The 22,560-nt window shown below is 73.3% G+C and carries 20 protein-coding genes; 11 read left to right on the top strand and 9 right to left on the bottom strand.

Annotated elements, in window-relative coordinates:
• Window positions 1-95 precede the first annotated feature (95 nt).
• Window positions 96-545 (top strand): hypothetical protein, encoded by a 450-nt coding sequence (locus ACSTA4_RS16900; RefSeq protein ID WP_444960108.1) that lies wholly within the window; start codon window positions 96-98, stop codon window positions 543-545.
• A gap of 386 nt (window positions 546-931) precedes the next feature.
• Window positions 932-2,422, top strand: a complete 1,491-nt coding sequence (locus tag ACSTA4_RS16895; RefSeq protein ID WP_444960107.1) for an MDR family MFS transporter — start codon at window positions 932-934, stop codon at window positions 2,420-2,422.
• Between the two features lie 159 nt (window positions 2,423-2,581).
• On the opposite strand, the gene ACSTA4_RS16890 is transcribed toward ACSTA4_RS16895, so the two are convergent.
• The gene (locus ACSTA4_RS16890) at window positions 2,582-3,106 is read right to left on the bottom strand and encodes a 6-pyruvoyl trahydropterin synthase family protein (protein WP_444960106.1); all 525 of its coding nucleotides are present in this window, start codon (window positions 3,104-3,106) and stop codon (window positions 2,582-2,584) included.
• 1,349 nt (window positions 3,107-4,455) lie between these two features.
• Between ACSTA4_RS16890 and ACSTA4_RS16885 the strand changes: the two genes are divergently transcribed.
• The 5 genes from ACSTA4_RS16885 (at window position 4,456) to folE (ending at window position 10,714) form a co-directional block, all read left to right on the top strand.
• Window positions 4,456-5,355: a class I SAM-dependent methyltransferase gene (locus tag ACSTA4_RS16885; protein WP_444960105.1), complete on the top strand. Its 900-nt coding sequence runs from the start codon at window positions 4,456-4,458 to the stop codon at window positions 5,353-5,355.
• A 100-nt stretch (window positions 5,356-5,455) separates the two neighbouring features.
• Entirely contained in the window at window positions 5,456-8,254 is a 2,799-nt protein-coding gene (locus ACSTA4_RS16880) for an AAA family ATPase (protein ID WP_444960104.1), read from the top strand.
• A gap of 153 nt (window positions 8,255-8,407) precedes the next feature.
• Window positions 8,408-9,139 carry a 7-cyano-7-deazaguanine synthase QueC gene (queC, locus tag ACSTA4_RS16875; protein WP_444960103.1) on the top strand — a complete coding sequence of 244 codons (732 nt, stop codon included), beginning with the start codon at window positions 8,408-8,410 and terminating at the stop codon, window positions 9,137-9,139.
• Between the two features lie 331 nt (window positions 9,140-9,470).
• Window positions 9,471-10,139 (top strand): 7-carboxy-7-deazaguanine synthase QueE, encoded by a 669-nt coding sequence (locus ACSTA4_RS16870; protein WP_444964199.1) that lies wholly within the window; start codon window positions 9,471-9,473, stop codon window positions 10,137-10,139.
• Window positions 10,136-10,714 (top strand): GTP cyclohydrolase I, encoded by a 579-nt coding sequence (gene folE / locus ACSTA4_RS16865; RefSeq protein ID WP_444960102.1) that lies wholly within the window; start codon window positions 10,136-10,138, stop codon window positions 10,712-10,714. The genes ACSTA4_RS16870 and folE overlap by 4 nt, the downstream gene beginning before the upstream one ends.
• 93 nt (window positions 10,715-10,807) lie before the next feature.
• Here folE and ACSTA4_RS16860 read toward each other — a convergent pair whose 3' ends face one another.
• A complete protein-coding gene (locus ACSTA4_RS16860; RefSeq protein ID WP_444960101.1) occupies window positions 10,808-11,644 on the bottom strand; it encodes a helix-turn-helix transcriptional regulator in 837 nt (278 codons plus the stop codon).
• A gap of 129 nt (window positions 11,645-11,773) precedes the next feature.
• Between ACSTA4_RS16860 and ACSTA4_RS16855 the strand changes: the two genes are divergently transcribed.
• On the top strand, window positions 11,774-12,541 hold the full coding sequence (locus ACSTA4_RS16855; RefSeq protein ID WP_248770775.1) for an SDR family oxidoreductase: 768 nt from the start codon (window positions 11,774-11,776) through the stop codon (window positions 12,539-12,541).
• Here the strand turns inward: ACSTA4_RS16855 and ACSTA4_RS16850 are convergent.
• Complete coding sequence (locus ACSTA4_RS16850; RefSeq protein WP_444960100.1) at window positions 12,513-12,899, bottom strand: winged helix-turn-helix transcriptional regulator; 387 nt, start codon at window positions 12,897-12,899, stop codon at window positions 12,513-12,515. The two genes, ACSTA4_RS16855 and ACSTA4_RS16850, sit on opposite strands and share 29 nt — an antisense overlap.
• 112 nt (window positions 12,900-13,011) lie before the next feature.
• Between ACSTA4_RS16850 and ACSTA4_RS16845 the strand changes: the two genes are divergently transcribed.
• Complete coding sequence (locus tag ACSTA4_RS16845; RefSeq protein WP_444960099.1) at window positions 13,012-13,869, top strand: SDR family oxidoreductase; 858 nt, start codon at window positions 13,012-13,014, stop codon at window positions 13,867-13,869.
• Between the two features lie 64 nt (window positions 13,870-13,933).
• On the opposite strand, the gene ACSTA4_RS16840 is transcribed toward ACSTA4_RS16845, so the two are convergent.
• The 6 genes from ACSTA4_RS16840 to ACSTA4_RS16815 all read right to left on the bottom strand — a co-directional run bounded on the left by ACSTA4_RS16840 (window position 13,934) and on the right by ACSTA4_RS16815 (window position 19,697).
• On the bottom strand, window positions 13,934-15,466 hold the full coding sequence (locus tag ACSTA4_RS16840) for a BTAD domain-containing putative transcriptional regulator (protein ID WP_444960098.1): 1,533 nt from the start codon (window positions 15,464-15,466) through the stop codon (window positions 13,934-13,936).
• A gap of 287 nt (window positions 15,467-15,753) precedes the next feature.
• Window positions 15,754-16,170 carry a spore-associated protein A gene (locus tag ACSTA4_RS16835; RefSeq protein WP_248774602.1) on the bottom strand — a complete coding sequence of 139 codons (417 nt, stop codon included), beginning with the start codon at window positions 16,168-16,170 and terminating at the stop codon, window positions 15,754-15,756.
• A gap of 54 nt (window positions 16,171-16,224) precedes the next feature.
• Complete coding sequence (locus tag ACSTA4_RS16830; protein ID WP_444960097.1) at window positions 16,225-16,638, bottom strand: spore-associated protein A; 414 nt, start codon at window positions 16,636-16,638, stop codon at window positions 16,225-16,227.
• Between the two features lie 50 nt (window positions 16,639-16,688).
• A complete protein-coding gene (locus tag ACSTA4_RS16825; protein ID WP_444960096.1) occupies window positions 16,689-17,108 on the bottom strand; it encodes a spore-associated protein A in 420 nt (139 codons plus the stop codon).
• Window positions 17,109-17,245: 137 nt separating this feature from the next.
• Window positions 17,246-18,529, bottom strand: coding sequence for a VCBS repeat-containing protein (locus ACSTA4_RS16820; RefSeq protein WP_444960095.1), 1,284 nt, complete (start codon window positions 18,527-18,529; stop codon window positions 17,246-17,248).
• A gap of 247 nt (window positions 18,530-18,776) precedes the next feature.
• A complete protein-coding gene (locus tag ACSTA4_RS16815; RefSeq protein ID WP_444960094.1) occupies window positions 18,777-19,697 on the bottom strand; it encodes a ketopantoate reductase family protein in 921 nt (306 codons plus the stop codon).
• Window positions 19,698-19,956: 259 nt separating this feature from the next.
• Between ACSTA4_RS16815 and ACSTA4_RS16810 the strand changes: the two genes are divergently transcribed.
• Both ACSTA4_RS16810 and ACSTA4_RS16805 read left to right on the top strand, forming a co-directional pair.
• The gene (locus ACSTA4_RS16810; RefSeq protein WP_444960093.1) at window positions 19,957-20,784 is read left to right on the top strand and encodes an alpha/beta fold hydrolase; all 828 of its coding nucleotides are present in this window, start codon (window positions 19,957-19,959) and stop codon (window positions 20,782-20,784) included.
• 223 nt (window positions 20,785-21,007) lie between these two features.
• On the top strand, window positions 21,008-22,537 hold the full coding sequence (locus ACSTA4_RS16805; protein ID WP_444960092.1) for an acyl-CoA synthetase: 1,530 nt from the start codon (window positions 21,008-21,010) through the stop codon (window positions 22,535-22,537).
• Window positions 22,538-22,560 lie beyond the last annotated feature (23 nt).

Raw genomic sequence — 22,560 nt, 5'->3', positions numbered from 1 at the left:
GCCCCCGTCCCCCCGAGGTTTCGCCGGGGCCGAACGGGATAGCCGGGATAGCACCCGGCCGCGTGCGGCGGCCTAAGAACGAGGGGACACCGACCATGGGCGCATCATCGGGCGCGGGCCACGCACTGCTGCTGGGGCTGGCCGCGGGGTCGCGGAGCACGCTCGGGGGCGCGCCGCTGTGGCACTCCGCGGGGAGGGGCAAGCGCGCGCTCATGGCGCTGGCCGCGCTCGGGGAGTTCTCCGGGGACAAGCTCCCCGGCATCCCCAGCCGCACGGCCGCGCCGAGCCTGACGGCCAGGGTGGTGAGCGCGGGCACCGGCGGTGCCCTGCTGGCCCGGGGAGCGGGCACGTCGCCGGTCCTGGCGACCGTCCTCGCCGCCGCGGCCGCGCCGGTCGGCACCCTGGCGGGGGTGGGATGGCGGCGGTACTGGAGCGGTACTGGCTACCCGGCCTGGATCGGCGGCGTCGTGGAGGACGCCTGCGCGCTCGCCCTGGCGCGCACCGCCTGCCGGGGACTGCCCGCGGACGGCTCCGCCCGCGGCTGAGGACCGGCGTCCGGGGACCCGCGACCGAGAACCCGCGGCTGAGGGGCGCGCCCCGGTCGCGGACCGCGTGACGCCCGGCCGGTCCCGGCGCGCGCCCCGGCCCCCTTCCTCCCGGCGTCGGGCCGGGCCCGGCTCCCGCTCCGGTCACACTCCGTTTACGGTCGGGTCGAATCCGACATCAACACCGGTCACACCCAACACGCCACGAACCCGGAACCGGCGCGGGGCCCCCGCGGCGGGTTTGCTGCGCCGACGGCGCGGTTATGGTCCAGAACACACCGCTGTTCCGGGAACGGGCGGATGGTCTGGAGCGTTGGGGTACCTCTGGGGAGGTTCCGCGAACCCTCCGGACGAACCCTTTCGAACACCACAATCTGAGGACATCTGTGACCGGGCAGCCCACTCCATCCACGGCCGAGACCGCTTCGGCCCCACCGCAGGACGACAAGAGCGCGCGGGCGGGGCGCTTCATCATCCCCCTGCTCCTGGTCTCGGCGTTCGTGGTGATCCTGAACGAGACGATCATGGGCGTGGCGCTGCCCGCGCTCAACCGGGACCTCGGCATCTCCGTCTCCACCGGACAGTGGCTGACCTCGGCCTTCATGCTCGTGATGGCCGTGGTGATCCCCGCTACCGGCTTCCTGCTCCAGCGCTTCCACGTGCGCCAGGTGTTCATCACCGCGATGACCCTGTTCAGCATCGGCACGCTGCTGTGCTTCCTCGCCCCCGGCTTCGGCTTCCTGCTCGTGGGCCGCGTGGTCCAGGCGGCGGGAACGGCGATCATGATGCCGCTGCTCATGACCACCGTGCTGAACATGGTCCCCTCGGACCGCCGCGGCCGCACCATGGGCAACATCTCCATCGTCATGTCGGTCGCGCCCGCCGTCGGTCCGACCCTGGCGGGCCTCATCCTCAGCGTGCTCGACTGGCGGTGGATGTTCGGCCTCGTCCTGCCCATCGCGATCCTGGGCCTGGTCCTGGGCGCCCTCTTCATCCGCAACGTCACCGAGCCGCGCACCGCCAGCATCGACGTCCTCTCGCTCCTGGTGTCGGCGTTGGCCTTCGGCGGGCTCGTCTACGGCTTCTCCGGCCTGGGCGAGGGCGAGGCCACGGCCGTGGTCCCGCCCTTCGCCTCGATCGGGGTCGGCGCCGTCGCGCTGGTGCTGTTCGTGTGGCGCCAGCTGCGCCTCCAGCGCCGCGACCGCGCCCTGCTGGACCTGCGGGTGTTCGGCTCCAGGCAGTTCTGCGTCTCGATCGGCCTGGTCGTGATCAGCTTCATGGCCCTGTTCGGCACCCTCATCCTGCTGCCGGTCTACATGCAGAACGTCCTGGGCCACGACACGCTCGTCACCGGCCTGGCCCTGCTGCCCGGCGGTCTGGTCATGGGCCTGCTCGCCCCGGTGGTCGGCCGCCTCTACGACCGCGTCGGCCCGCGCCCCCTGGTCATCCCGGGCTCGGCGCTGGTGTCCCTGGTGCTGTGGGGCATGACCCTGCTCGACGCCCAGACGCCGGTCGGCTTCGTCATCGCCGCCCACATGGCGCTCAGCGTCGGCCTCGGCTTCATGTTCACCCCGCTGCTCACCGGCGCGCTGGGTTCGCTGCGGCCCGAGCTGTACTCGCACGGCAGCGCCGTGGTCGGCACCGTGCAGCAGGTCGCGGGCGCGGCCGGTACGGCGATCTTCGTCGCGATCATGTCCGGCACCTCGGCGGGCCTGCTCACCGACGGCCTCACCGAGGTCAACGCCCAGGCGGGCGGCGTCCACGCGGCCTTCGTGGTCGGCGCGGTGGTCTCCGTCGTGGCCTTCGCGCTGACCTTCCTCGTGCGGCGCTCGCAGGCCGCCGCCCCGGAGGGCGGCGCTCCCGCCCCGGCCCACTAGGGGCCGCCGCGGGGCCTGTGAGGGCCGTGGGCGCAAGTAGAAGGGGTGTCGGGGGGCCGGTCCGCTAGGACCGGCCCCCCGACGCCCCTCGTCGGTTTCACGCCCCGTGCGCGGACGGCCGCCCCCTCCCGGCCACGGCGTCCGGGGCCGCGCCGCGGGTCAGTCGGCGGCCAGGACGCGCTCGAAGGAGCGCTCACCGGCCTGGGAGGAGGCCGCGGGGTGGTACGCCGCCGTGTTGACGTGGGTCTCGGTGACCTCGACACCGGTCACCCGTGCGCCCGCCGCCCGGTCCCCGCCGTCGAGCAGGTCCTGGGCGACCCGGCCCAGCATCACGGCGACGGCCTCGACCGTCGGGTAGGGCAGGTCGCGGGCGTAGCGCTCGGTGTCGCCGGGCGAGGCCGCCCCGAACCGGTAGACCTTGCTGCCGTGTTCCGCCAGGACCGCGGCCAGCGGGTCCCCGGCGCCGAGCATGGCCCCGTGGTCGAGGTGGGTGTCGACGAAGGCGCGCAGCGCCTTCTTGAAGGCGCCGAACTCCACGACGGTGCCGTCCTCGCCCAGGGCGGGGGCGCTCACGCTGACCTCGGCCCACCAGGAGTGGCCGTGCAGGTTCATGCACTTGCCGCTCAGGTGGGGGAGCCGGTGGGCCGTCTCGAAGTTGTGCCGGACTCGGATGCGGTGCGTCATCGGGACTCTCCTTCGCGTACGCGGTCGGGTCGGGTGCCCCGGCGTCCGGGAGGGCGTGGCGCCGGGCCGGGCGGGTGAGGCGCCGACCGCACCGCGCGCGGCCGTCCGGGCGGCGGGTCCGGCTCCGGCCGGGTGGGGTGGACGACACGGTGGGCGGACGACACGGTGGGCGGCTCGGTCACGGCGGAGCGGGGCCGGCATCGACGGTGGTCCGAAAGCCGGCGGGCCGGCCGTTTCCATGACACGTGCGCTCGTGCCGTCCCGGTTCCGTCCTTCGCGCCGACGATTGACACGATGACATCTCCTTGCCGCTCCCAGGAAAACCATAGTTGATTATTCGGCACAGCAGGAGGGGCGTTCGGGATCGTTTTTCCGGCGGGGTCCGGGGCCGCTCTCTTCGAATATCACCATGTCAGGAAAAATCGTGCGAACGGAAATTCGGGGTGAAAGGTCCGAGTTCGCATGACGGGGTCCACGCGGCTCCGCGGCGGCGCCGCGGGCGTGTAGCGCGAGGTCGGGAACGCCCCCCCGCCGTGCGTCGGCGTTCGCCTCCGAAGGCGCCCGGGACGCGGTCCACCGGCGGTACGGTGGCTCCGCGGGGTCCACGTCCTTCGCGGAGAAGGGGCCCGGGGCTGCTGGTTCCCGAATTTTCGCAAGGGTCAGAACCCCCTTTTCCGGTCGTGCGGGAACGCCGGGCCGCCCTGGGTCGGGGCCGCGTCGCGGGGATCGGCCGCGCCCCCCGCGGGAGCGGCTGTGCGCGTCGGCGAGAAACCGGTTGTGTCGGGGTGCGCGTGTCGCAAGGTCATGTCAGATGACGCTGAATGACACACAAAAGACTGTTTTATGCCCTGTTCTCATGATGGCCAGAGGTTTTCGTGTCGGGCCGCTCCGGGCGCCTTTCATTTTTCCTGGAGGGGTGGATATCGTTTCCACGGGAATGTACTCTGGTGGCGTCTTGGTGATTTCGCTGTAATGCTCCTGGGGTGATCTTTTCGAGGGTGAATTCCGGGAGGCGGTAGGTCCCGTTGTCCATGAGAGCGACCTCGTCCACCCGGCGAGAGCCGACGCGGTCCGGACAGGCGCACGGCGAACACGGGCTCCGGCGGACGGGAACGCCGACGCCCACCGATCCCCGCGCCTTCCCCCTCAACCCCGGGACGGCGCGGCCCAGCCCGCCCGCACCGACCACGGCGGCCGACACACCGGGCCGGAACGGCCGCCGCCCGCCCGCCCGCCGTCGGGCGGGAGCCCGCCCCGGGGCACCGACCCCTGACGGCGCGCACCGGGACTCCCCGGCGTCGGCGGACCCCGCCCGCCCCCTCCCCACGACCACGAGAGGTGAGTCAGACATGGCACGAGCACGAACCCGAACACCGGTACCCGGCAACGCGCCCGAGGGGTCCGGGGACCCCGCACGGCTGTCCCTGGACCAACTCCTGGAGCACGACGCCCTGGGACCCGCGGACCTCATGCCCACGCGGTACCGGGGGCCGCGGAGCGTGACCGGCGACGGGTGGGTGGAGTTCGCGACCCGGCTGGAGCGCGGTGAGGAGCTCGCCCTCATCCGGAGCCTCACGGCAACCAACCGCCGCGTGCTCGACGTCGGCGGCGGGATCGGGGAGATGGCGCGCACCGTCGCGGCGAGGACGGGCTCCTGCACGGCCATCGAGCCCCACCCCCAGCTGGTGGAGGCGATCCGCGACGAGGCCACCCGCGGTGTGGTGGACGTCCGCCCCGGAACCGCGGAGGACATCCCCTTCCCCGACGACTCGTTCGACGCCGTCTACAGCGCCTGGGTCCTCCAGTACGTCGAGGACATCGAGCGGGCCGTCGCGGAGATGGTCCGGGTCTGCGACCCGGGCGACCCGGAGTCCAAGATCGTGCTGTTCGCCGCAGGGGCGGGCAACGAGCTCATGAGGCTGGTCAACGAGGTCTGCGTGCCGATCGCCGAGGAGCCCTACGACCATCACGGTTACCTGCTGACGCAGGCCGCCCGTGCGCTCGCCGCCCGGGGCTTCGGCGACTTCTCCCTGCACCGTGCCGAGTCCTCGATCCGGTTCGACGGTGAGGAACCGGCCGAGCGGGCCGCGACCGCGGCGGCCGTCCTGACCGGGTTCTGGTACGAGCGGCACCCCAGGGCCGAGGAGATCAGGAGCGCGCTGGCGTCCGCCCTGACCGGCCACTTCGCGCTCAGACCCCACGCGATCGGCGACCAGTCGGCGGTTCTGGTCGCTCGACCGGGAGCCTGACCCCGGTGACCGGGCCGTCGCGGCACGTCCGCCGACGGACACCCGTCCGGGGTGGTCGGACCGTCTCCGAGGCCAGTTCCCCCCGAACACGAGGATGAGGATGCCCGAGCCCCGGACGCGGCGCAGCGGGATCGTGGGCAGGTCCGAACCGCTCGCGAGGCTGCTCTCGGCCCGTCGACACAGCCGCCGTACGGGGCTCACCTGTCACGTGGTGACGGGAGAGCCCGGTGTGGGGCGGACCACCCTGCTCTCCCTGGTGTGCCGCCCCGCACCGTCCCGCACCGGACCCGCGGTGCACATCGCGTGCTCCCGGCACGTGAACCGCCTGGTCACCGCCCTCACCGACGCCCTCGGCCCGGCCGCCGACGGACACCCCGCCGAGGAGGGGGAGGAAGGCGGTGGCACCGCTCCGCCCCGCGCCCGGGGATCGGGAGGCGGGCCGACCGGCCCCCGGGAGCTGGTGGAGGCGCTGACCCGGGACGCCCCCCTGGTGATCGCGCTGGACGACGTCGACCAGGCGGGGCCCGAGTCACTGGTGCGGTTGCGGGGCGTCCTGCGCGACGTCGCACACCTTCCCGTGACGCTCGTCGTCTCGACCCGGAGCGGCGAACCGGCCGCGGCGCCGACCGAACTCGCCGATCTGCTCTCCGGCGCCCGCACCATCACCCTGCGCGGGTTGTCGGAGCAGGAGACCGGCGCGCTGATGCGCGAGCGGCTGGGCCGCCGGTTCGACGCGGACCTCGTCACGGCCTCCCACGAGATCACCGTCGGCAACCCGTTCCTGACGCGAGCCCTGTGCGACTGGATCCGGGCCCGCGAGTCCCCGGTGCGCTCACCGGCAGAGCTGCGAAGCGCCGCGCTCCCGTCCGTGGCCGACGCGATGATCGGCCGGGCGAACCGCTTCCACCCGCGGACCCGGGCGGTGGCCGAGGCGGTCGTGGTCGCGACGGCCTCCGGCGAGGCCGACCCCGCTCTGGTCGCGCACCTGAGCGGAACCGGGCTCGGGGAGACGCTGGCCGCGCTCGACCTCCTCGCGCGGATGCGCCTGGTCACCGACGACCACGCGGTGACGCTGCGCCATCCGCTGCTCCACACCGCGCTGCTCGGCTCCATGACCGTGATGAGCCGCAACGCGGCGCACCTGGCCGCCGCCGACTTCCTGCGCCGCAGGCCCGGCGCGGAGCGGCGGGTGGCCCGCCACCTCACGGAGTCGACGGTGCCCCTGGACGCCCCGTGGTCGTCCGCCGCCCTGATCACGGCCGCACGGCTCCCCGACACGGCCGCGCGGGACCGCGTGCGCTACCTGGAGCACGCCGTCCAGGCCGGGGGAACGGGTGCGTGGCCCGGTGTCGCCCCCGAACTGGCGGCCGCCCGGATCGCGCTCGACCGGCGGGGCGGCCTGCGCGCCACGGTGGAGGCACTCGGTCGCACCACCGACGACGCGGTCCGTCGCCGCCTGCTCGGCCTGATCGGCGCGACGCTCTGCGAGGGCGAACGCGGCGACGACGCGTCCGCCGTCCTGCGGACGGTGGGGGAGGCCGTCGCCGGAACGGAGCGGGAGGCCTGGCCGCGGACCTTCCTCGCCCACGGCCGGTCCCTGCCGCCCGAGCCGACGGCCGCCCATCCGGCCGGAGGGGCTCCCGGCCCCGCCGACGTGCCGCGCTCTCCCGCCGTCACGGCCGTCAGCGCCTTCTCCTCCTACCTCATGGGCGGGCCGCCGTCGGCCGCGCTCGCCGACGCGAGGCGGGCCCTGGACCACGGCCTCGACGAGCTCCTCCTCCAACCGCCCGCCCTGCCCGCCGCCCTGTCGGTGCTGGTCGGCTGCGGTCACCAGGCGGAGGCGTCCACGCGTCGGCGCTCGCTCGTCGCCGACCCGGACCGGCTGCCCCGCTGGGTGGGCACGGCGGTCCGGCTCACCGAGGCGACGGGGTCCTACGCCGCGGGCGACCTGTCCGCGGCCCGGCACGCGCTCACCAAACAGCTCTCGGAACTGCCCGCCCACGGTGGTCAGGGCTACAGCGGGTTCCGGACCCGCCTCGTCGGCCTCCTGGCCAACGTCCACCTGGACCTGGGCGACCCGGAGGCGGCGGAGGCGCTGTTGCGCCGTCACCACCACGACGGCCACCCGCCGACGGCGTGGCACGACGCCGACGTGCCACTCGCCCGAGCGCGGCTGAGGATCAGGGCGGGCGCCCTGTCCCAGGGCGTCGAGGACCTGTTGGAGGTCGTCCGACGCCGGGACGCGGCGGGGGTCCGGGGGCCGGGCACGCTCTGCTGGCGGAGTGAGGGCGCCCTCCTTCTGGCCAAGGCGGGCGCCCGTGACGAGGCGGTGCGCGACGCCCGTCGACAGGTGGAGTTCGCGGAGGAGACCGGTTCGCCGCAGGAGCGGGCCCGCGCGCTGCGGGTGTGGGGCGCGCTCGCCCGGGAGCCCGCTTCGGCGGAGGCGCTGAGCTCGGCGGTGGACCTGCTCAAGGGCACCGGACACGACCTCGAAACCGCGCGGACCACGGCGGAGCTGGGCACGGTGCTGGCGCGGATGGGCCGCCACGGGGAGGCCGTGGCGGCCCTGAGCCGTTCGGCCGGTCTGGCCGCCGGACAGGGCGCGCGCGACCTCGCCGACCGGGTACGGCTCCAGTTGGTGGCCTTGGAGGCGTGCACCTCGCACGACGTCTCCGTGCGGGGCATCCTCGCCCTGACCCCGCGCGAACGGCAGATCCTCATCGACGCGCTGCTGGGCCAGGCCAACAAGACGATCGCCGGCCGTCGGCACATCACCCGTCGCACGGTGGAACTGCACCTGTCGAGCGCCTACCGCAAGCTGGGCATCTCCGGGAGGGGAGAGTTCGGCAAGATCCTCGGCAGTCCCGGAAGGTGGGAGATCCTGGTCGGCGGGGAGTGAGCCGGACCCGGGACTGCGGTGGGACGCGCGAACACTTCGGTCGCCGTCCGTGATGTCACGCCGACGTGCGCGCACGAGAGTGGAACCACAGGACGGGCGTCCCGATCGGGGCGCTGACTGCCGGATCGCCCCCATGTGTGGACGGAGACGCCGATGCGAGTGCAGGACACACCGCGAGACGAGACCGAGGGGGACCCCTTCACCGTGGTCGTGGTGTTCTCCGGCGGGATGGACTCCACGACACTGCTCGCCCACTTCGCCGCGCTGCGGTTCCGACTGGTCGCGGTGACGGTGGAGTACGGGCAGCGGCACGGGAAGGAGGTCGACGCGGCCCGGGCCGTCGCCCGCCACTACGGCGCGGAGCACCACGTTCTGGGAGTCACGGGCTTCGGGCCCCTGCTCAGGGGCTCGGCCCTCACCGACGCCCGGGTGGACGTGCCCGACGGGCACTACGCGGAGGAGTCCATGCGCGACACCGTCGTCCCGAACCGGAACGCCGTGCTGGCCAACCTCGCGGCTTCGGTGGCGGTGGCCAGGCGGGCGGGCACCGTGGCCCTGGGCATGCACTCCGGCGACCACTTCGTGTATCCGGACTGCCGTCCCGCCTTCGTCGACGCGCTGCGCCACCTGGTGGGGGTGGCCAACGAGGGGTTCGCCGCGCCGCGTGTGGAGGCCCCCTTCATGGCGTGGTCCAAGGCCGACATCGCACGGCACGGCGTGCGCCTGGGAGCGCCCCTGGAACGCAGCTGGTCCTGCTACAAGGGGGGCGACGTCCACTGCGGCACGTGCGGGACCTGCTACGAGCGCCGCGAGGCCTTCCAGGAGGCCGGACTCCCCGACCCCACCGACTACCTCGACGGAGTCACGCGCTTCTCGGCACCCTGATCCCGGATCTCTCGGTGACCACCGTGATGCGCTCCGTGCCCGCCTCGGTGAACCTGGGAACAAGGGGGGTCGGCCGATCGACCCCGGGCATCCCGGAACGGTCCGCTCTCTCGGCGGGCCGCCGCACCGACCGTCCCGGCCCCGCCCGTCGGCCCCACCGCTCGCACGACCACGGGTGCGTCGCGCAACCCGCGCTCTCCCGCGACGGGCGGGCTCCGGGCGGGGCGGAGCGGGGGCCGCGAGCGCGGCCACGGGATGCGAAGCGAAAGGAGGTGAGGCCGTGGGAACGCCGAGTCTTGTAGTGAACGAGATATTCGGCCCTACTTGAACCATCCAGGGAGAAGGGCCTTCACTCGGGCGCCGTTGCGCCTTCGTACGGCTGGGCGGGTGCAACCTCTCCTGCCGTTGGTGCGACACGCCCTACACCTGGGACTGGACCGGTCTGGGCGACACCAAGGTCGCCTACGACCCCAGGGAAGAGCTGAGAGCGGTTCCCTACCAGCAGGTCCGTGACCGCCTGGTCGCCTACGAGGTCCCCCTGGTAGTCGTGTCCGGCGGTGAACCGCTGAACCAGCAGGCCAGGCTCCGTCCGCTGGTGCGGGACCTGCGGGACTCGGGACACGACATCGAGGTGGAGACCAACGGAACGATCATCCCCGAACCCCGACTGGCGGAGCTGGTCAGGTTCAACGTGTCACCGAAACTGGCCCACTCGGGGGACCCGGAGGACAGGCGCATCGTCGGCCCGGCCCTGGCGGCCCTCGCCGCGGTGCCGGGAACCGCCTTCAAGTTCGTCTGCCGTACCGAGGCCGACCTCGACGAGGTCGGGGCGCTCGTCGAACGGTACGGCATCGGGCCGGTCTGGGTGATGCCGGAAGGGCGGACCCGGGAGGCACTGGACAGGTCCCTCGTCCGGCTGCGGGATCCCGTCATGGCCCGCGGTTGGAATCTGACCACCAGACTGCACATCATGCTGTGGGGCGATCGGAGAGGTGTATGACGCTGGCAGACCTACCCCATGACCCCGCCGTGCGCGATCCGTTGGAGGACGTGGCGCGGCAGCTCCTCATCGAGATCGGTGAGGACCCGGACCGCAGTGGGCTGCGGGACACCCCGCAGCGCTTCGCCCGATGGTGGAGGGAGTTCAGCGACTACCGGGCCGGCCGGGTCGAGACCAGTTTCCCGCTGCACACCGACGGACAGATCGTCATGGTCTCCGACGTCACCGTGTGGTCGCTGTGCGAACACCATCTCCTGCCCTTCTCGTGCGTGCTCACCATCGCGTACCGGCCGGACGAACGCGTGCTGGGGCTGTCCAAGTTCGCTCGGATCGCCCATCGCCACGCGCACCGCCTCCAGGTCCAGGAACGCCTGGTACGCGACATCGCCGAGGAGGTCTCCAAGGTGGCCCACACGAACGACGTCGCCGTCATCGGTCGCGGCGAGCACCTGTGCATGTCCATGCGGGGCATCCGGACCCCGGCCCTCATGACGTGCTCGGCCTTCGACGGGATCTTCCGCGACTACGGTCCGCCCCGCGACGAGCTGGTCAGGATCGCCCTGTCCGGGAACTGACCGCCGCGTACGCCCCCCCCCGTTCGACCGGAGCGGTGCCGGGGCGCCGGGGGGACCGGTTCTCGCGGACCGGCTCCCCGGCGCCCCTCCCGGCTACCGCGTCCGCGACCGTGCCGCTTCGGCCGCCAGCGTGCCCAGCAGGGACAACGCCTGCGCGCTGGCCGAACCCGGCTCGGCGTGGTAGACCACCAGCTCCTGGCCCGGCGCCGACCGCACATCGAAGGCGTGCAGGCTCAGCTCCAGCGGGCCCACCTCCGGGTGGGCGAAGCGCTTGGTCTCCAGCCTCTTGCCGCGCACGCCGTTGCGCCGCCACAGTCGGGCGAAGTCGGGGCTCTCCGCCTCCAGCTCCCCGACGACCTCGCGCAGGCGGGGGTGGTCGGGCCAGGCCCCCTCGGCCAGGCGCAGGCCGTCCACGGTGTTCGCGGCGACGGCCGGCCAGTCGGGGTAGAACGCGCGGGAGGCGGGGTCCAGGAACACCGTCCTCGCCAGGTTCCGTGAGAAGGGGAACCCCCGGAAGAGCTGTTCGGCCAGGGGGTTGCAGGCCAGCACGTCGTAGGCGCGGCCCAGGACCAGCGACGGTGTGTCGTGCCAGGAGTCCATGAGGCCGAGCAGCGAGGGGTCGGCGCGCTCGGCGGGTGCGGGCGCCTCCGGCCGCGGAACCAGCCCGGCGAGCCGGTACAGGTGCAGGCGGCCGTCGCCGTCCAGGTGCAGGGCCTGCCCGAGCGCGTCCAGGATCTGCGGTGAGGGCCGGGTCTCGCGGCCCTGTTCCAGTCGTGTGTAGTAGTCGGCGCTCATTCCGGCCAGCAGCGCCACCTCCTCGCGCCGCAGTCCGGCGACGCGGCGGTGTCCGTGGACGGGCAGGCCCACCGCGCGCGGTGTGAGCCGCGCGCGTGCGCTCCGGAGGAAGTCGCCGAGCGAAGGTGAGTCCATGCGACCAGGGTAGGGCCTGGCGGCCCGGTGTTCCTGGGTGCGCTCCACCCAGGAACAGCGCGGTCTTCCTGGCCCGCGGCGTCCCGCCCAGACTGGGAGGCGTCCGGTCAACACAGGGAGAGGACGACCATGAACGACCAGGCCAAGACCATGAGCGACCAGGCGCGGGAGACTGCCCGCAAGGTGGTCGTGGTGACGGGGGCCAGCAGCGGGATCGGCGAGGCGGCGGCGCTGCGCCTGGCCGCCGGGGGGCACCACGTGGTGCTCGGGGCCAGGCGGCAGGAGCGCCTGCGCGCACTCGTCCAGGGCATCCGCGACTCGGGCGGCAGCGCCGAGCACCGGAGCCTGGACGTCACCGACCCCGACAGCGTGCGGGAGGCGCTCGACGCCACCGTGCGCGAGCGGGGGCGCGTGGACGCCCTCGTCAACAACGCCGGGGTCATGCCGCTGTCCCGGATGGACGCGCTTCTGGTGGACGAGTGGGAGCGGATGATCGACGTCAACGTCAAGGGGCTGCTGCACGGTGTGGCCGCGGCGCTCCCGCACTTCCAGCGCCAGGGCTCGGGGCACTTCGTGACCGTCGCCTCGATCGGCGCGCACGAGGTCGTGCCCACGTCGGCGGTGTACTCGGGGACCAAGTTCGCCGCGTGGGCGATCACCGAGGGGCTGCGGCTCGAACTCGACCCGGGCATCAGGGTGACCACGGTCTCCCCGGGCGTGGTCGAGAGCGAGCTGGCGGACCACATCACCGACCCGGGCGCGCGGGAGGCGATGCGCACCTACCGCCGCAACGCGCTGCCCGCCGACGCGATCGCCCGGGCGATCGCCTTCGCCCTCGACCAGCCCGCGGACGTGGACGTCAACGAGATCATCGTCCGTCCCGCCGCCCAGCGCTGAGCCGGGGTCCGTCGCCGACGTGGTCCTGAACCCACTCCACCATCGGCAGCAGCAGGTCGGTGACCTCGCGGCCGTCCCCGGTGAGGCGGTACTCCACGTGGGGCGGCACCACCGGCCTGGCCTCGCGCAGCACCAGGCCGTCGGCCTCGAAGGTGCGCAGGGTCTGGGCGAGCATCTTCTCGCTGATCCCGCCGATCGTGCGCAGCAGCTCGCTCCAGCGCAGCGGCCCGTGCGACAGGGAGACCAGTACGAGGACCCCCCACTTGCTGGTGATACCGGCCAGCAGCCGCCGGGAGGGGCAGTCGGCGGACAGGACCTGTCCGCGCGGAGGGGTCGGGGAACCGGGTGGCACGCTCATGGAAGCGAACTTACCAAAAGGTGGGTACCCGACTTTTGGAATGTGCCGGTGAGCAGGAGGGTTGGGACGCCTGGACGGCCGGAAAGCCCGGCCGCAATGAAGGGAAGCTCCCATGTCCGTCGTCATCACCGGTGCCACCGGCCACCTCGGCCGTCTCGTCGTCGAGGACCTCCTCGACCGGGGTGTTCCGGCGGAGCGGATCACCGCCACCGCGCGCGACACCGCCCGCGTGGCCGACCTCGCCGAACGGGGCGTGCGCACCGTCCACGCGGACTTCGACGAGCCCGCCTCGCTGGGGGAGGCCCTCAAGGGGGCCGACACCCTCCTGCTGGTCTCGGGCACCGCGATCGGCGAGAGGGTACGCCAGCACGGCGCCGTGATCGAGGCCGCGGCGCAGGCCGGTGTCGGGCACATCGTCTACACCAGCGCGCCCGGGGCCACCGACACCACGCTGGTCCTGGCCCCCGAGCACAAGGCCACCGAGGAGCTCCTCACCGCCTCCGGGCTCGCGTACACGATCCTGCGTAACGGCTGGTACAACGAGAACTTCGCGCGGCAGCTGGACCAGGCCCGCGCCACCGGCGCCTTCGTCGGCAGCGCGGGCCGGGGCCGCACCGCCAGCGCCTCGCGCCGGGACCTGGCCGAGGCCGCCTCCGCCGTGCTGCGCGACCCGGCGGCGCACGCGGGCGCCGTGTACGAGCTCTCCGGCGACACCGCGTGGACCTACGACGACCTCGCCGCGACCCTGGGCGAACTGCTCGGCCGCGAGGTCGTCTACCGCGACCTGACCACCGAGGAGCACGTGGCGGCCCTGACCGGGGCCGGGCTGGACGAGGACACCGCGCGCTTCGTGGCCGCGCTGGACACCAACACGCGCGACGGCGAACTGTCCGCCACCACCGGGGAGCTGTCCCGCGTCATCGGCCGGCCGACCACCCCGGTCGGCGAGACCCTGCGCGCCCTGCTCTGACCCGCGCCCCGTCCTCCCCGCCCGGGGGAGGACGGGTCCAGCGAGCGGCCGGGACCGCCGCCCCTCAGCCGGAGCCCGGGTCGGAGGGGGCCAGGGTCAGCGGCGGCCCGGCGGACGGCCCCGGAACGGGGTCGGCCACGACGTCGGACCAGGGCAGGTCCACCGCGGAGGTCCCGGCGGCGAGGGCGGCCGCGGCCAGCCTCAGCGTCAGCGGCAGCCGCCCGCAGCGGTCGGCGATCCGGGTGACCAGCGCCAGTTCCGCGGCCCGGGCCCACATCCCGGCCACGGACAGGAACAACTCGACCGAGGACTCCTCCGACAGCACGTCGAGCGGCAGGGGGCGGGCGCCGAACAGCGCGACCAGCCCCGTCAACGGGTGCCGGCTGGTGATGAGCACGACGCTGCCCCGGCCGGTGGGCAGCAGGGGAGCGAGCTGCTCGACCGAGGCGGCGTCGTCGAACAGGAACAGCAGACGCTGGTCGGCCGTCACCGACCGGAAGAGCTTGGCGAGCTCATCGACGCCGGTCGGCAGGGCCCCGGGGGCCGCGCCCAGTCCGCGCAGCAGCTGGCGCAGCGCGTCCTCGGGCCGGGTGGGCCCCTCCCCGGAGGCGCGACCGCGCAGGTCCACGTAGAGCTGGCCGTCGTGGAAGCGCTCCCGGACGGCGTGGCTCCAGTGCAGGGCCAGCGCGGTCTTACCGACGCCGGAGACCCCGGTGAGGAGGAACACCGCGGGCCAGCTGTCGGGTCCCCGGTCGTCGTCCAGCGCCTGGTCGAGCACGGACAGCTCCGCCGCGCGGCCGACGAACTCACCGACGCCGTAGGGCAGTTCGGCGGGGCGGACCCGGTGGACGACGGGCGCGCCGCCGTGCGTGCTCCCGCCGTCCGGCTCGGCCGTGAGCAGGTCCAGGTGCAGCTGCCGGAGCCGGGCGCCGGGGCCGGTGCCCAGCTCGTCGGCCAGCCTCTCGCGCAGCGTCGCGTAGACCTCCAGTGCCTCCCCGGTGCGTCCGCAGGCGTGCAGGGCCGACATCAGCAGGCCCGCGAAGCGTTCGTGGGTCGGGTGCTCCGCGCACAGCGAGAGCAGTTCGGGGACGGCGGAGGCTCCGCGGCCGAGGTCGATCTCGGCGCCGTACAGTTCCACCAGGGCGTGCAGCCGCCTCTCCTCCAGAGCCGGGCGCGCGTGGGCGGCCAGCGCCGGTGTGACGCCGCCCAGCGCCGGGCCCGTCCACAACGAGAGCGCGGTGCGCAGGGTCCGGACCGCCTCGGCGGGGCGGTGGGCGGCGCGCTCGGAGTGCGCGCGCACCAGCAGCCGCTCGAACACGCCGCTGTCCGTGGCCTCGGCCGCCACGGTCATCCGGTAGCCGCAGGCGCTCCGGACGATAGTGTCCGCGCCCAGGACCTTGCGGAGCCCGTGCACGTGCGCCTGGAGCTGGGACCGTGCGCTGCGCGGAGGGCGTTCGCTCCAGACCAGGTCGATGAGCCGGTTGTCGGAGACGACGGTGCCGGGCCGCAGGAGGAGCGCGGCCAGGACCGTACGCCTTTTGGGCCCTCCCGTGCTGACCGGACGTCCTTCGGAGTGAACCTCGACAGAACCGAGCATGCGATACCGAATCCCTGACAGATCGGTCTCCACTCATGAACTCCCTGACGCACGATGAACGCTCCGCTGCGCAACGTCGCGGAGCATACGGCACTCGTCGGCGCACCGTCCACCTGCGCGGGGGAGGAGTGCGGAGAGTGTCCGGAGCGGCTCTGGGGTGACCTGGGAATTTGGGTTTCGGCCCATGCCGGGCTTGTTGCGCTAACCGACACAAATGCTGCTGAGGCGGGCATGGGTCGGGCGGCCCCGGGTCCAACACCGGCCGGAGCCGCCCGTGAAAGGTCCGGTCAGCCGCAGTTGGTGCCGCGCTTGCCGCCCTCGGTGCCGGTGATGCGTCCCATCCAGTCCACGCACCTGTCGGCCGCGTTCAGGTAGATCGGACCGGCGTAGGTGGTGTAGTAGCCGCCGTCGAAGACGTCCCAGTGGCTTCCGGCCGGACTGATCGACAGACCCGCCTCGATGAGCACGGCCGAGCCGGGGTTGTTGCGCTTGGCCACGACGCAGTTGTAGCCGTTGGAGCTGTTGTAGGTCAGGAAGACGGTGCCCTTGGAGCCGATGTTGTCCTGGTTGACGACGCCGTATCCGGAGCCGCACTCGCCGCCGTAGGTGGCCGCGGCGGCGGGGGAGGCGCTGACGAGCAGACCGCCCAGACCGATACCGGCGGCCGCGACGACGGCCGCGGCCCTCTGCGCGAGCTTCTTCATGTCATGTCCGATCGTGGTTGGGGGGTGTGCGGAGACAGGGGAGCGGGGCGGGGCTCACCCGCAGTTGGTGCGGTAGACGGTCTCGGTGATCGTGCCGATGGTGCCGCCCCAGTCGACGCACCGGCCCGCCGCCGACAGGTAGACGGGACCGGCGTAGGTCGTGTAGTTGCCGCTGTCCCTCTTCCAGGACGAGGTGCCGTTGATCCTGATGAACGCCTCCATCGGCGCGGCCGCGCCCGGGTTCGTGCGCACGGTGACCACGCAGTTGTAGCCGTTGGAGTTGTTGTAGGTCAGGAAGGTGGTTCCGCGGTTGTCGGGGAACTCGACCTTGTTGACGACCCCGTAGCCGGACCCGCACGCCCCGTTGTAGGAGGCGGCGGAGGCGGGGGCTGCGGTGGCCATCAGACCCGCCGCGGCGATCCCGCAGGCCGCGGCGAGGGTGGCGGCCTTCTTCAGGAGGTTGCGCATGGTGCTCCCAGTCGTGCGTCGGCGCGCCGCCCGTCGCGGCGCGCGGGGGGTCAGCCGCAGTTGGTCCCGTTGCGGTTGGCGTTGGTGCCGCTGATGTTGCCGAACCAGTCCACGCACGAACCGGCCGCGCTGCGGTAGACCGGACCGGCGTAGGTCGTGTACTGGCCGCTGTCCACCTCGGCCGCGCTGGCGGGGTCGCTGGTGCGCTTGAGGCCGACCGTCATCTCCACCGCCGAGCCCGGGTTGGCCCGGACGGTCACCGCGCAGTTGTAGCCGTTGGAGTTGTTGTAGGTGAGGAAGACCGTGCCCTTGGAGCCGATGTTGGCGTAGTTGACCACGCCGTAGCCGCTGCCGCAGACACCGTTGTAGTCCGCCACGGGAGCCGCCGCCGACGCGGGTGAGGCCAGTGCCAGCGAGCCGGTGGCCAGCGCAGCCGTGAGCAGGGCGGCGGTACGGAACTTCTTGAACATGGGGGAGCTTTCCGTCCTGGTTACCGGCGTCCGCTCTGTGCGGACACCGGGAAGGACTGTGGCACGGGCCGCTTCGATCCGGCTTCGGTTCCGCTTCGTACCGGCTTCGTGCGCCGCTTCCGGGCCCGGAACACCCCCTAGAACGCGGCGCTGTCGAAGGAGGCCTCGTCCTCGCCCCCGTCACCGGTGATCCACCAGCGCACGGGCGTGTCCCGGGTGCCTTCGAGGTCGTGGGCCAGGGCGAGTTCGTCGGCGCCGTCCGCGTCGTAGTCCGCGCAGGAGAAGAGACCGGCCACCCGCCCGGCCGCGTCTCCGGCGGAGAGGGGGCCGTCCTCGGGGCCCCGGCGGACCAGCGGCTCCGCGCTGTCCACCTCGATCCCGTCACCGGCGTGGCGCATCAGGTCGACGCCGTGGCCGTCGCGGCTGACCGCGAGGACGCCGGTGCCGTCGCCGTCCAGATCGCACACGGCCATGGCGCGGCTGGCGCCGTAGCCGGGGGAGGACTCGCCCGAAGGCAGCTTCGCGGAGAGGGGGTCGGCCGCCTCGGCGGTGAGGGGGCCGGGGTAGACGTTCACCCGTTGGTCGACCTCGGGCGGCTCCGTCCGGTACCCCGGTTCGTCGTTGCGGCTGCCGCTGTCCCCCAGGGCGAGGTCGCCCTCCCCGTCGCCGTTCAGGTCGCCGAAGGCGGCCAGCGAACCGGAGACCAGCTCCACCGACTCCCACCGCGCGGGATCGCCGGGGCCGGTCAGCAGCAGTGTGTTCTCGGGCTGCCCTCCGTCATCGCCGTGCTGGAACAGCAGCCGTGACGTGCCGCCGTCGGGGGCGGGGGGTTCGGCGACGAGGCCGCCGACCTCCGCGTTCACCGTCCGTTGTGCGCTGCGCGCCGGAGCGCCGTCCCGGTCGAAGGGACCGTACATGACCATGAGGCGCGAGGCCTCACCGTCCGCCGACGCCCTGGCGGCGGCCAGGTCGGGGGTGCCGTCGCCGTCGAAGTCACCGTTCGCCAGGGCCGTGAAGGTGTCCTGCCACCCCTCCCCGGTGAGGAGCGTGATCGGGGTGGGAGGGGTGTCGGGGTCGGGGCCCGAGGGGCCGCCCCACACGATCGCCCTGGGTCCCAGCCCGCTGGCGGCCATACCGAACCCCAGTTCGTCGTCGGCGTGGGCCAGGACCGGGATGTCGGCGAAGCCGTCGCCGTCCAGGTCGGCCGTGCCGGGCCGGGTGCGCTCTCCCCCGGTCCCCGGGGAGGTGACGGGGAGCACCGTGTGCGGGTTCCAGACGGTGCGGGTGGCCGGATCCGGGCCCTCGGGTGAGCCGTGGACGGTCATCAGGCGCTGGGAGGGGAACCCCGCCTCGGGGTCCGGGTCGTAGCGGGTCGTGAAGAGGAGGTCGGGGAAGCCGTCGCCGTTGACGTCGTCGGGCACGGCACTGCCCTCCCCCTCGGGCACGGGCGCCGTCTCGTACTCCCGGACCTCCTCTGGAGCGGCCGTTTCCGTCTCCGCCCCCGTCCCCGGAGCCGGGGCACCTCCGCACGCGGACAGCAGGAGGACGCAGGGGAGCAGAGCGAGACGGCGGGGGGCTATGGGACTTCCGATCGTGACGGGGGACCGGGCCACGGCGTGCCGCGGGGCGGGGCCAGCACCACCGGGGCGGTCGGCGGACGGGAGCAGCCTACCCGCGGCCCGCCTCGTAGACGCTCAGGTGCGTGTACGCCAGGGAGAACAGCGGCGTGGGCACGCCGAGCTCCCGGCCCCGCGAGATCAGGTCGCCGACGATGTGGTCGGCCTCCACCGGGTTGCCGTGGGTCAGGTCCCAGTACATGGAGGTCGTGGTCGAGGACGTGGTGTTGGCGATGACCGCGTCGGCCCTCTCGCGGGCCGCCTCGCCCGGCGGGTGGCCGGAGGCGGTGGCCACGGCGATGGCCTCGGCGAAGACGGCGGCGGTGAACTCCTGGCCGCCGGGCGCGCTGTTGACCCGGCCGATGGGGCCGCGCATCAGACAGGTGCACGCGCCCAGGGTCGCCAGGAAGACCCACTTGTCCCACAGTTCCTGGCGGATGTCGGCGGCGGAGGTGGCGGTGTGGTCCCCGGTGTCCAGCGCGGCGTGCACGTCCTGCGGCGCGACGACGGGGTGTTCGCCCAGAGGCCCGTAGACCAGCTGGCCCATGGTGCCGACCTGGACGATCTCCCCCTGTTCGCCCAGGCGCGTCATCACCATGGCCACGCCGCCGTAGACCCGGTCGGCGCCGAAGCGGTCGACCAGGGCGTCGACGTGGCGCATGCCGTTGAGGAAGGGCAGCACCGCGGTCCGCGGGCCCACGGCGGGGGACAGGTCCTTGAGGGCGTCGTCGAACCCGTACGACTTGACGGCCACGATCACCAGGTCGTAGTCGGGGCCCACCTGGTCGGCGGTGACCGCGCGGACCGGCACCACCTCCACGCGTCCTCGCACGTCGCGCACGCGCAGACCGTGTTCGCGAAGGAGCGCGGCGCGGGCGGGGCGGACGAGGAAGTCCACGTCGCGGCCCGCCCGGACCAGGTGCGCTCCGAAGTAGCCGCCGACCGCTCCGGCTCCCACGACAAGAATCCTCATGCTGCTCCCGCCCGGTGGTTGCACGACAACGGACAACCTAGGGCCGTGGGATCTCGCCTGGCAAGGGCGCGGTGCGGGAGGGCCGGGCCCCCGGCACCGCCGCACTCCCGCAAAGCCTGTTCCATGCTTGGGAAACCCCTGTTTTCGCAGTTCGGAGCGGAGGGCAATCTGGTCGTGGCCCGTGCGCCCCGTTCGGAGGGCGAGCACGGCGCGACCCGGGGTGACGCCCCGTCCGCACGAGGAGGAGGAAACGGTTCCCATGGCTTACGTGACCACCCGCGACGGCGTCGAGATCTTCTACAAGGACTGGGGGAGCGGCCGGCCGGTCGTGTTCATCCACGGCTGGCCGCTCAACGCCGACGCGTGGGAGGACCAGATGAAGTGGGTGGCCGACAACGGCTTCCGCGGCCTCGCCCACGACCGCCGCGGCCACGGCCGCTCCGGCCAGCCCTGGAGCGGCTACGACTTCGACACCTTCGCCGACGACCTCAACGACCTCATGAACCACCTGGACCTCCAGGACGTCACGCTGGTGGCCCACTCCATGGGCGGTGGCGAGCTCGCCCGCTACATCGGGCGCCACGGCACCCGGCGCGTGCGCCAGGCCGTCCTGCTGTCCGCGGTCCCGCCGGTCATGGTCAGGTCCGACACCAACCCCGAGGGGGTGCCCGAGGAGGTCCTCACCGGGATCAAGGACGGCATCCTCCGGGAGCGCTCGCAGTTCTGGAGGGAGACCGCGGAGGGCTTCTTCGGCGCCAACCGCCCCGGGAACAAGGTCACCCAGGGCAACAAGGACGCCTTCTGGTTCATGGCCATGCACCAGGCCATCGAGGCCGGTGTGCGCTGCGTGGACGCCTTCGGCTACACCGACTTCACCGAGGACCTGCGCCGCTTCGACGTCCCGACCCTGGTGGTGCACGGAGACGACGACCAGGTCGTGCCGATCGACGCCACCGGCCGCAAGTCGGCGCGGATCATCCCGGACGCCACCCTGAAGGTCTACGAGGGCGGCTCCCACGGCATCGCCCTCGTGCCGGGCGACAAGGAGAGGTTCAACCAGGACCTGCTGGAGTTCCTCAAGAGCTGACCCGCTCCGGCGGGCGGGACCGCGCGGGGGAGCGACGGGACCCGCCCGCCGCGGCGGACGCCGGACGCGGCCGTGAGGAGCGAGCGCGCCGCCGGTCCGCGAGGGCGCGGGCGCCTTCTGAGGGCCCCGATCTCCCGCCGGGTGTTGCCAGTGCGGCCCGTGCGCCACAGGATGGGTGCTGCCGACGGCTCCAGGGGCCGTACCGACGGGCGGGAGGCAGGACATGACCGGTTCGACGACATCCAGCACCGTGGACGACGTCCTCCGGCGCAGCGCGGCACGCACCCCGGGGCGTACCGCGCTGGTCTTCGGCGGGCGCGACTGGACCTACGCCGACCTGGACGCCGCGGTCACCCGCGCCGCCGCACGCCTGCTCGGCCTCGGCGCCGTCCGGGGCGACAGGGTCGCTGCCTACGGAAGGAACTCCGACGCCTACCTCATCGGGTTCCTGGCCTGCGCCCGGGCGGGGCTGGTCCACGTGCCGATCAACTTCGCCCTCCGGGGGGAGGAGCTGGCCTACCTGCTGGAGCAGTCGGGCAGCACCGTCGTCCTGACCGATCCCGCCCTGCGCCCGGCCGTGGACGCGCTGCGCGCCGAGACCGGCGTGGAACAGGTGCTGGAACTGCGCGAGGGCCCCGGCTCGCTGCTCGCCGACAGCCTGGAGGGGCCGGTGCCCGAACTGGACGCCCAGGTCCGCGACACCGACCTGGTGCAGCTGCTGTACACCTCCGGCACCACCTCCCGCCCCAAGGGCGCGATGATGACCCACCGGGCGCTCGTCCACGAGTACCTGTCCTGCGTGGTGGGCCTGGACCTGTCCGCCGACGACGAGCCCCTGCACGCCATGCCGCTCTACCACAGCGCGCAGATGCACGTCTTCCTCATGCCGTGGCTGGCGGTCGGGGCGCGCAACACCCTGGTGGAGGCGCCCGACCCCGCCGACCTGCTGGAGCGGATCGAGACGGCCGGGCACCGGGCCTTCTTCGCCGCGCCCACGCTGTGGGTGGCGATGGCGGGCCACCCCGACTTCGCCCGGCGCGACCTGTCGAGCCTGCGCAAGGCCTACTACGGGGCCTCCGTCATGCCCGGCCCGGTGCTGGACAAGCTGCGCTCCACCCTGCCCGGACTGGGTTTCTACAACTGTTTTGGGCAAAGTGAAATCGGCCCGCTGGCCACCGTGCTGCGCCCCGAGGAGCACGACGCGCGCCCCGCCTCCGCTGGCCGCTCCGCCCTGTTCGTGGAACTCAGGGTGGTGGACGACGACGGCCGCGACGTCGCCCCCGGGGAGCTGGGCGAGGTGGTGTACCGGTCGCCGCAGCTGTGCCAGGGCTACTGGGACAAGCCCGAGGAGACCCGGGAGGCCTTCCGGGACGGCTGGTTCCACTCCGGCGACCTGGTGCGCGCCGACGCCGAGGGCTACATCGAGGTGGTGGACCGGATCAAGGACGTCATCAACACCGGCGGCGTGCTGGTGGCCTCCCGTGAGGTGGAGGACGCCCTGTACACCCACCCCGGGGTGGCCGAGGCCGCGGTGGTCGGCGCGCCCGACGAGAAGTGGATCGAGGCGGTGACCGCGTTCGTGGTGCCCACCGGGGAGGCCGACCCCGAGACCCTGCCCGACGACCTGGTGGAGCACGTGCGCGCCCGCCTGGCGGCGTTCAAGGTTCCCAAGGAGGTGCGGGTGGTGGCCGGGCTGCCGCGCAACGCCTCCGGCAAGATCCTCAAGCGCGAGCTGCGCGACCGCACCGCCTGACCGGCACCGCGCCGACCGCGGCG

The sequence above is a fragment of the Nocardiopsis sp. M1B1 genome, from assembly GCF_052466615.1.
The sequence above is the reverse complement of the archived record's forward strand: the minus strand, read 5'-3'. Positions and strand labels throughout refer to the sequence as shown.

Bases quoted from the DNA above. Each gene is read 5' to 3' on its own strand.
- ACSTA4_RS16900 (WP_444960108.1), top strand. From the start codon at position 96: ATGGGCGCATCATCGGGCGCGGGCCACGCACTGCTGCTGGGGCTGGCC.
- ACSTA4_RS16890 (WP_444960106.1), bottom strand. From the start codon at position 3,106: ATGACGCACCGCATCCGAGTCCGGCACAACTTCGAGACGGCCCACCGG.
- ACSTA4_RS16885 (WP_444960105.1), top strand. From the start codon at position 4,456: ATGGCACGAGCACGAACCCGAACACCGGTACCCGGCAACGCGCCCGAG.
- ACSTA4_RS16880 (WP_444960104.1), top strand. From the start codon at position 5,456: ATGCCCGAGCCCCGGACGCGGCGCAGCGGGATCGTGGGCAGGTCCGAA.
- queC (WP_444960103.1), top strand. From the start codon at position 8,408: ATGCGAGTGCAGGACACACCGCGAGACGAGACCGAGGGGGACCCCTTC.
- folE (WP_444960102.1), top strand. From the start codon at position 10,136: ATGACGCTGGCAGACCTACCCCATGACCCCGCCGTGCGCGATCCGTTG.
- ACSTA4_RS16860 (WP_444960101.1), bottom strand. From the start codon at position 11,644: ATGGACTCACCTTCGCTCGGCGACTTCCTCCGGAGCGCACGCGCGCGG.
- ACSTA4_RS16855 (WP_248770775.1), top strand. From the start codon at position 11,774: ATGAACGACCAGGCCAAGACCATGAGCGACCAGGCGCGGGAGACTGCC.
- ACSTA4_RS16850 (WP_444960100.1), bottom strand. From the start codon at position 12,899: ATGAGCGTGCCACCCGGTTCCCCGACCCCTCCGCGCGGACAGGTCCTG.
- ACSTA4_RS16845 (WP_444960099.1), top strand. From the start codon at position 13,012: ATGTCCGTCGTCATCACCGGTGCCACCGGCCACCTCGGCCGTCTCGTC.
- ACSTA4_RS16840 (WP_444960098.1), bottom strand. From the start codon at position 15,466: ATGCTCGGTTCTGTCGAGGTTCACTCCGAAGGACGTCCGGTCAGCACG.
- ACSTA4_RS16835 (WP_248774602.1), bottom strand. From the start codon at position 16,170: ATGAAGAAGCTCGCGCAGAGGGCCGCGGCCGTCGTCGCGGCCGCCGGT.
- ACSTA4_RS16830 (WP_444960097.1), bottom strand. From the start codon at position 16,638: ATGCGCAACCTCCTGAAGAAGGCCGCCACCCTCGCCGCGGCCTGCGGG.
- ACSTA4_RS16825 (WP_444960096.1), bottom strand. From the start codon at position 17,108: ATGTTCAAGAAGTTCCGTACCGCCGCCCTGCTCACGGCTGCGCTGGCC.
- ACSTA4_RS16815 (WP_444960094.1), bottom strand. From the start codon at position 19,697: ATGAGGATTCTTGTCGTGGGAGCCGGAGCGGTCGGCGGCTACTTCGGA.
- ACSTA4_RS16810 (WP_444960093.1), top strand. From the start codon at position 19,957: ATGGCTTACGTGACCACCCGCGACGGCGTCGAGATCTTCTACAAGGAC.
- ACSTA4_RS16805 (WP_444960092.1), top strand. From the start codon at position 21,008: ATGACCGGTTCGACGACATCCAGCACCGTGGACGACGTCCTCCGGCGC.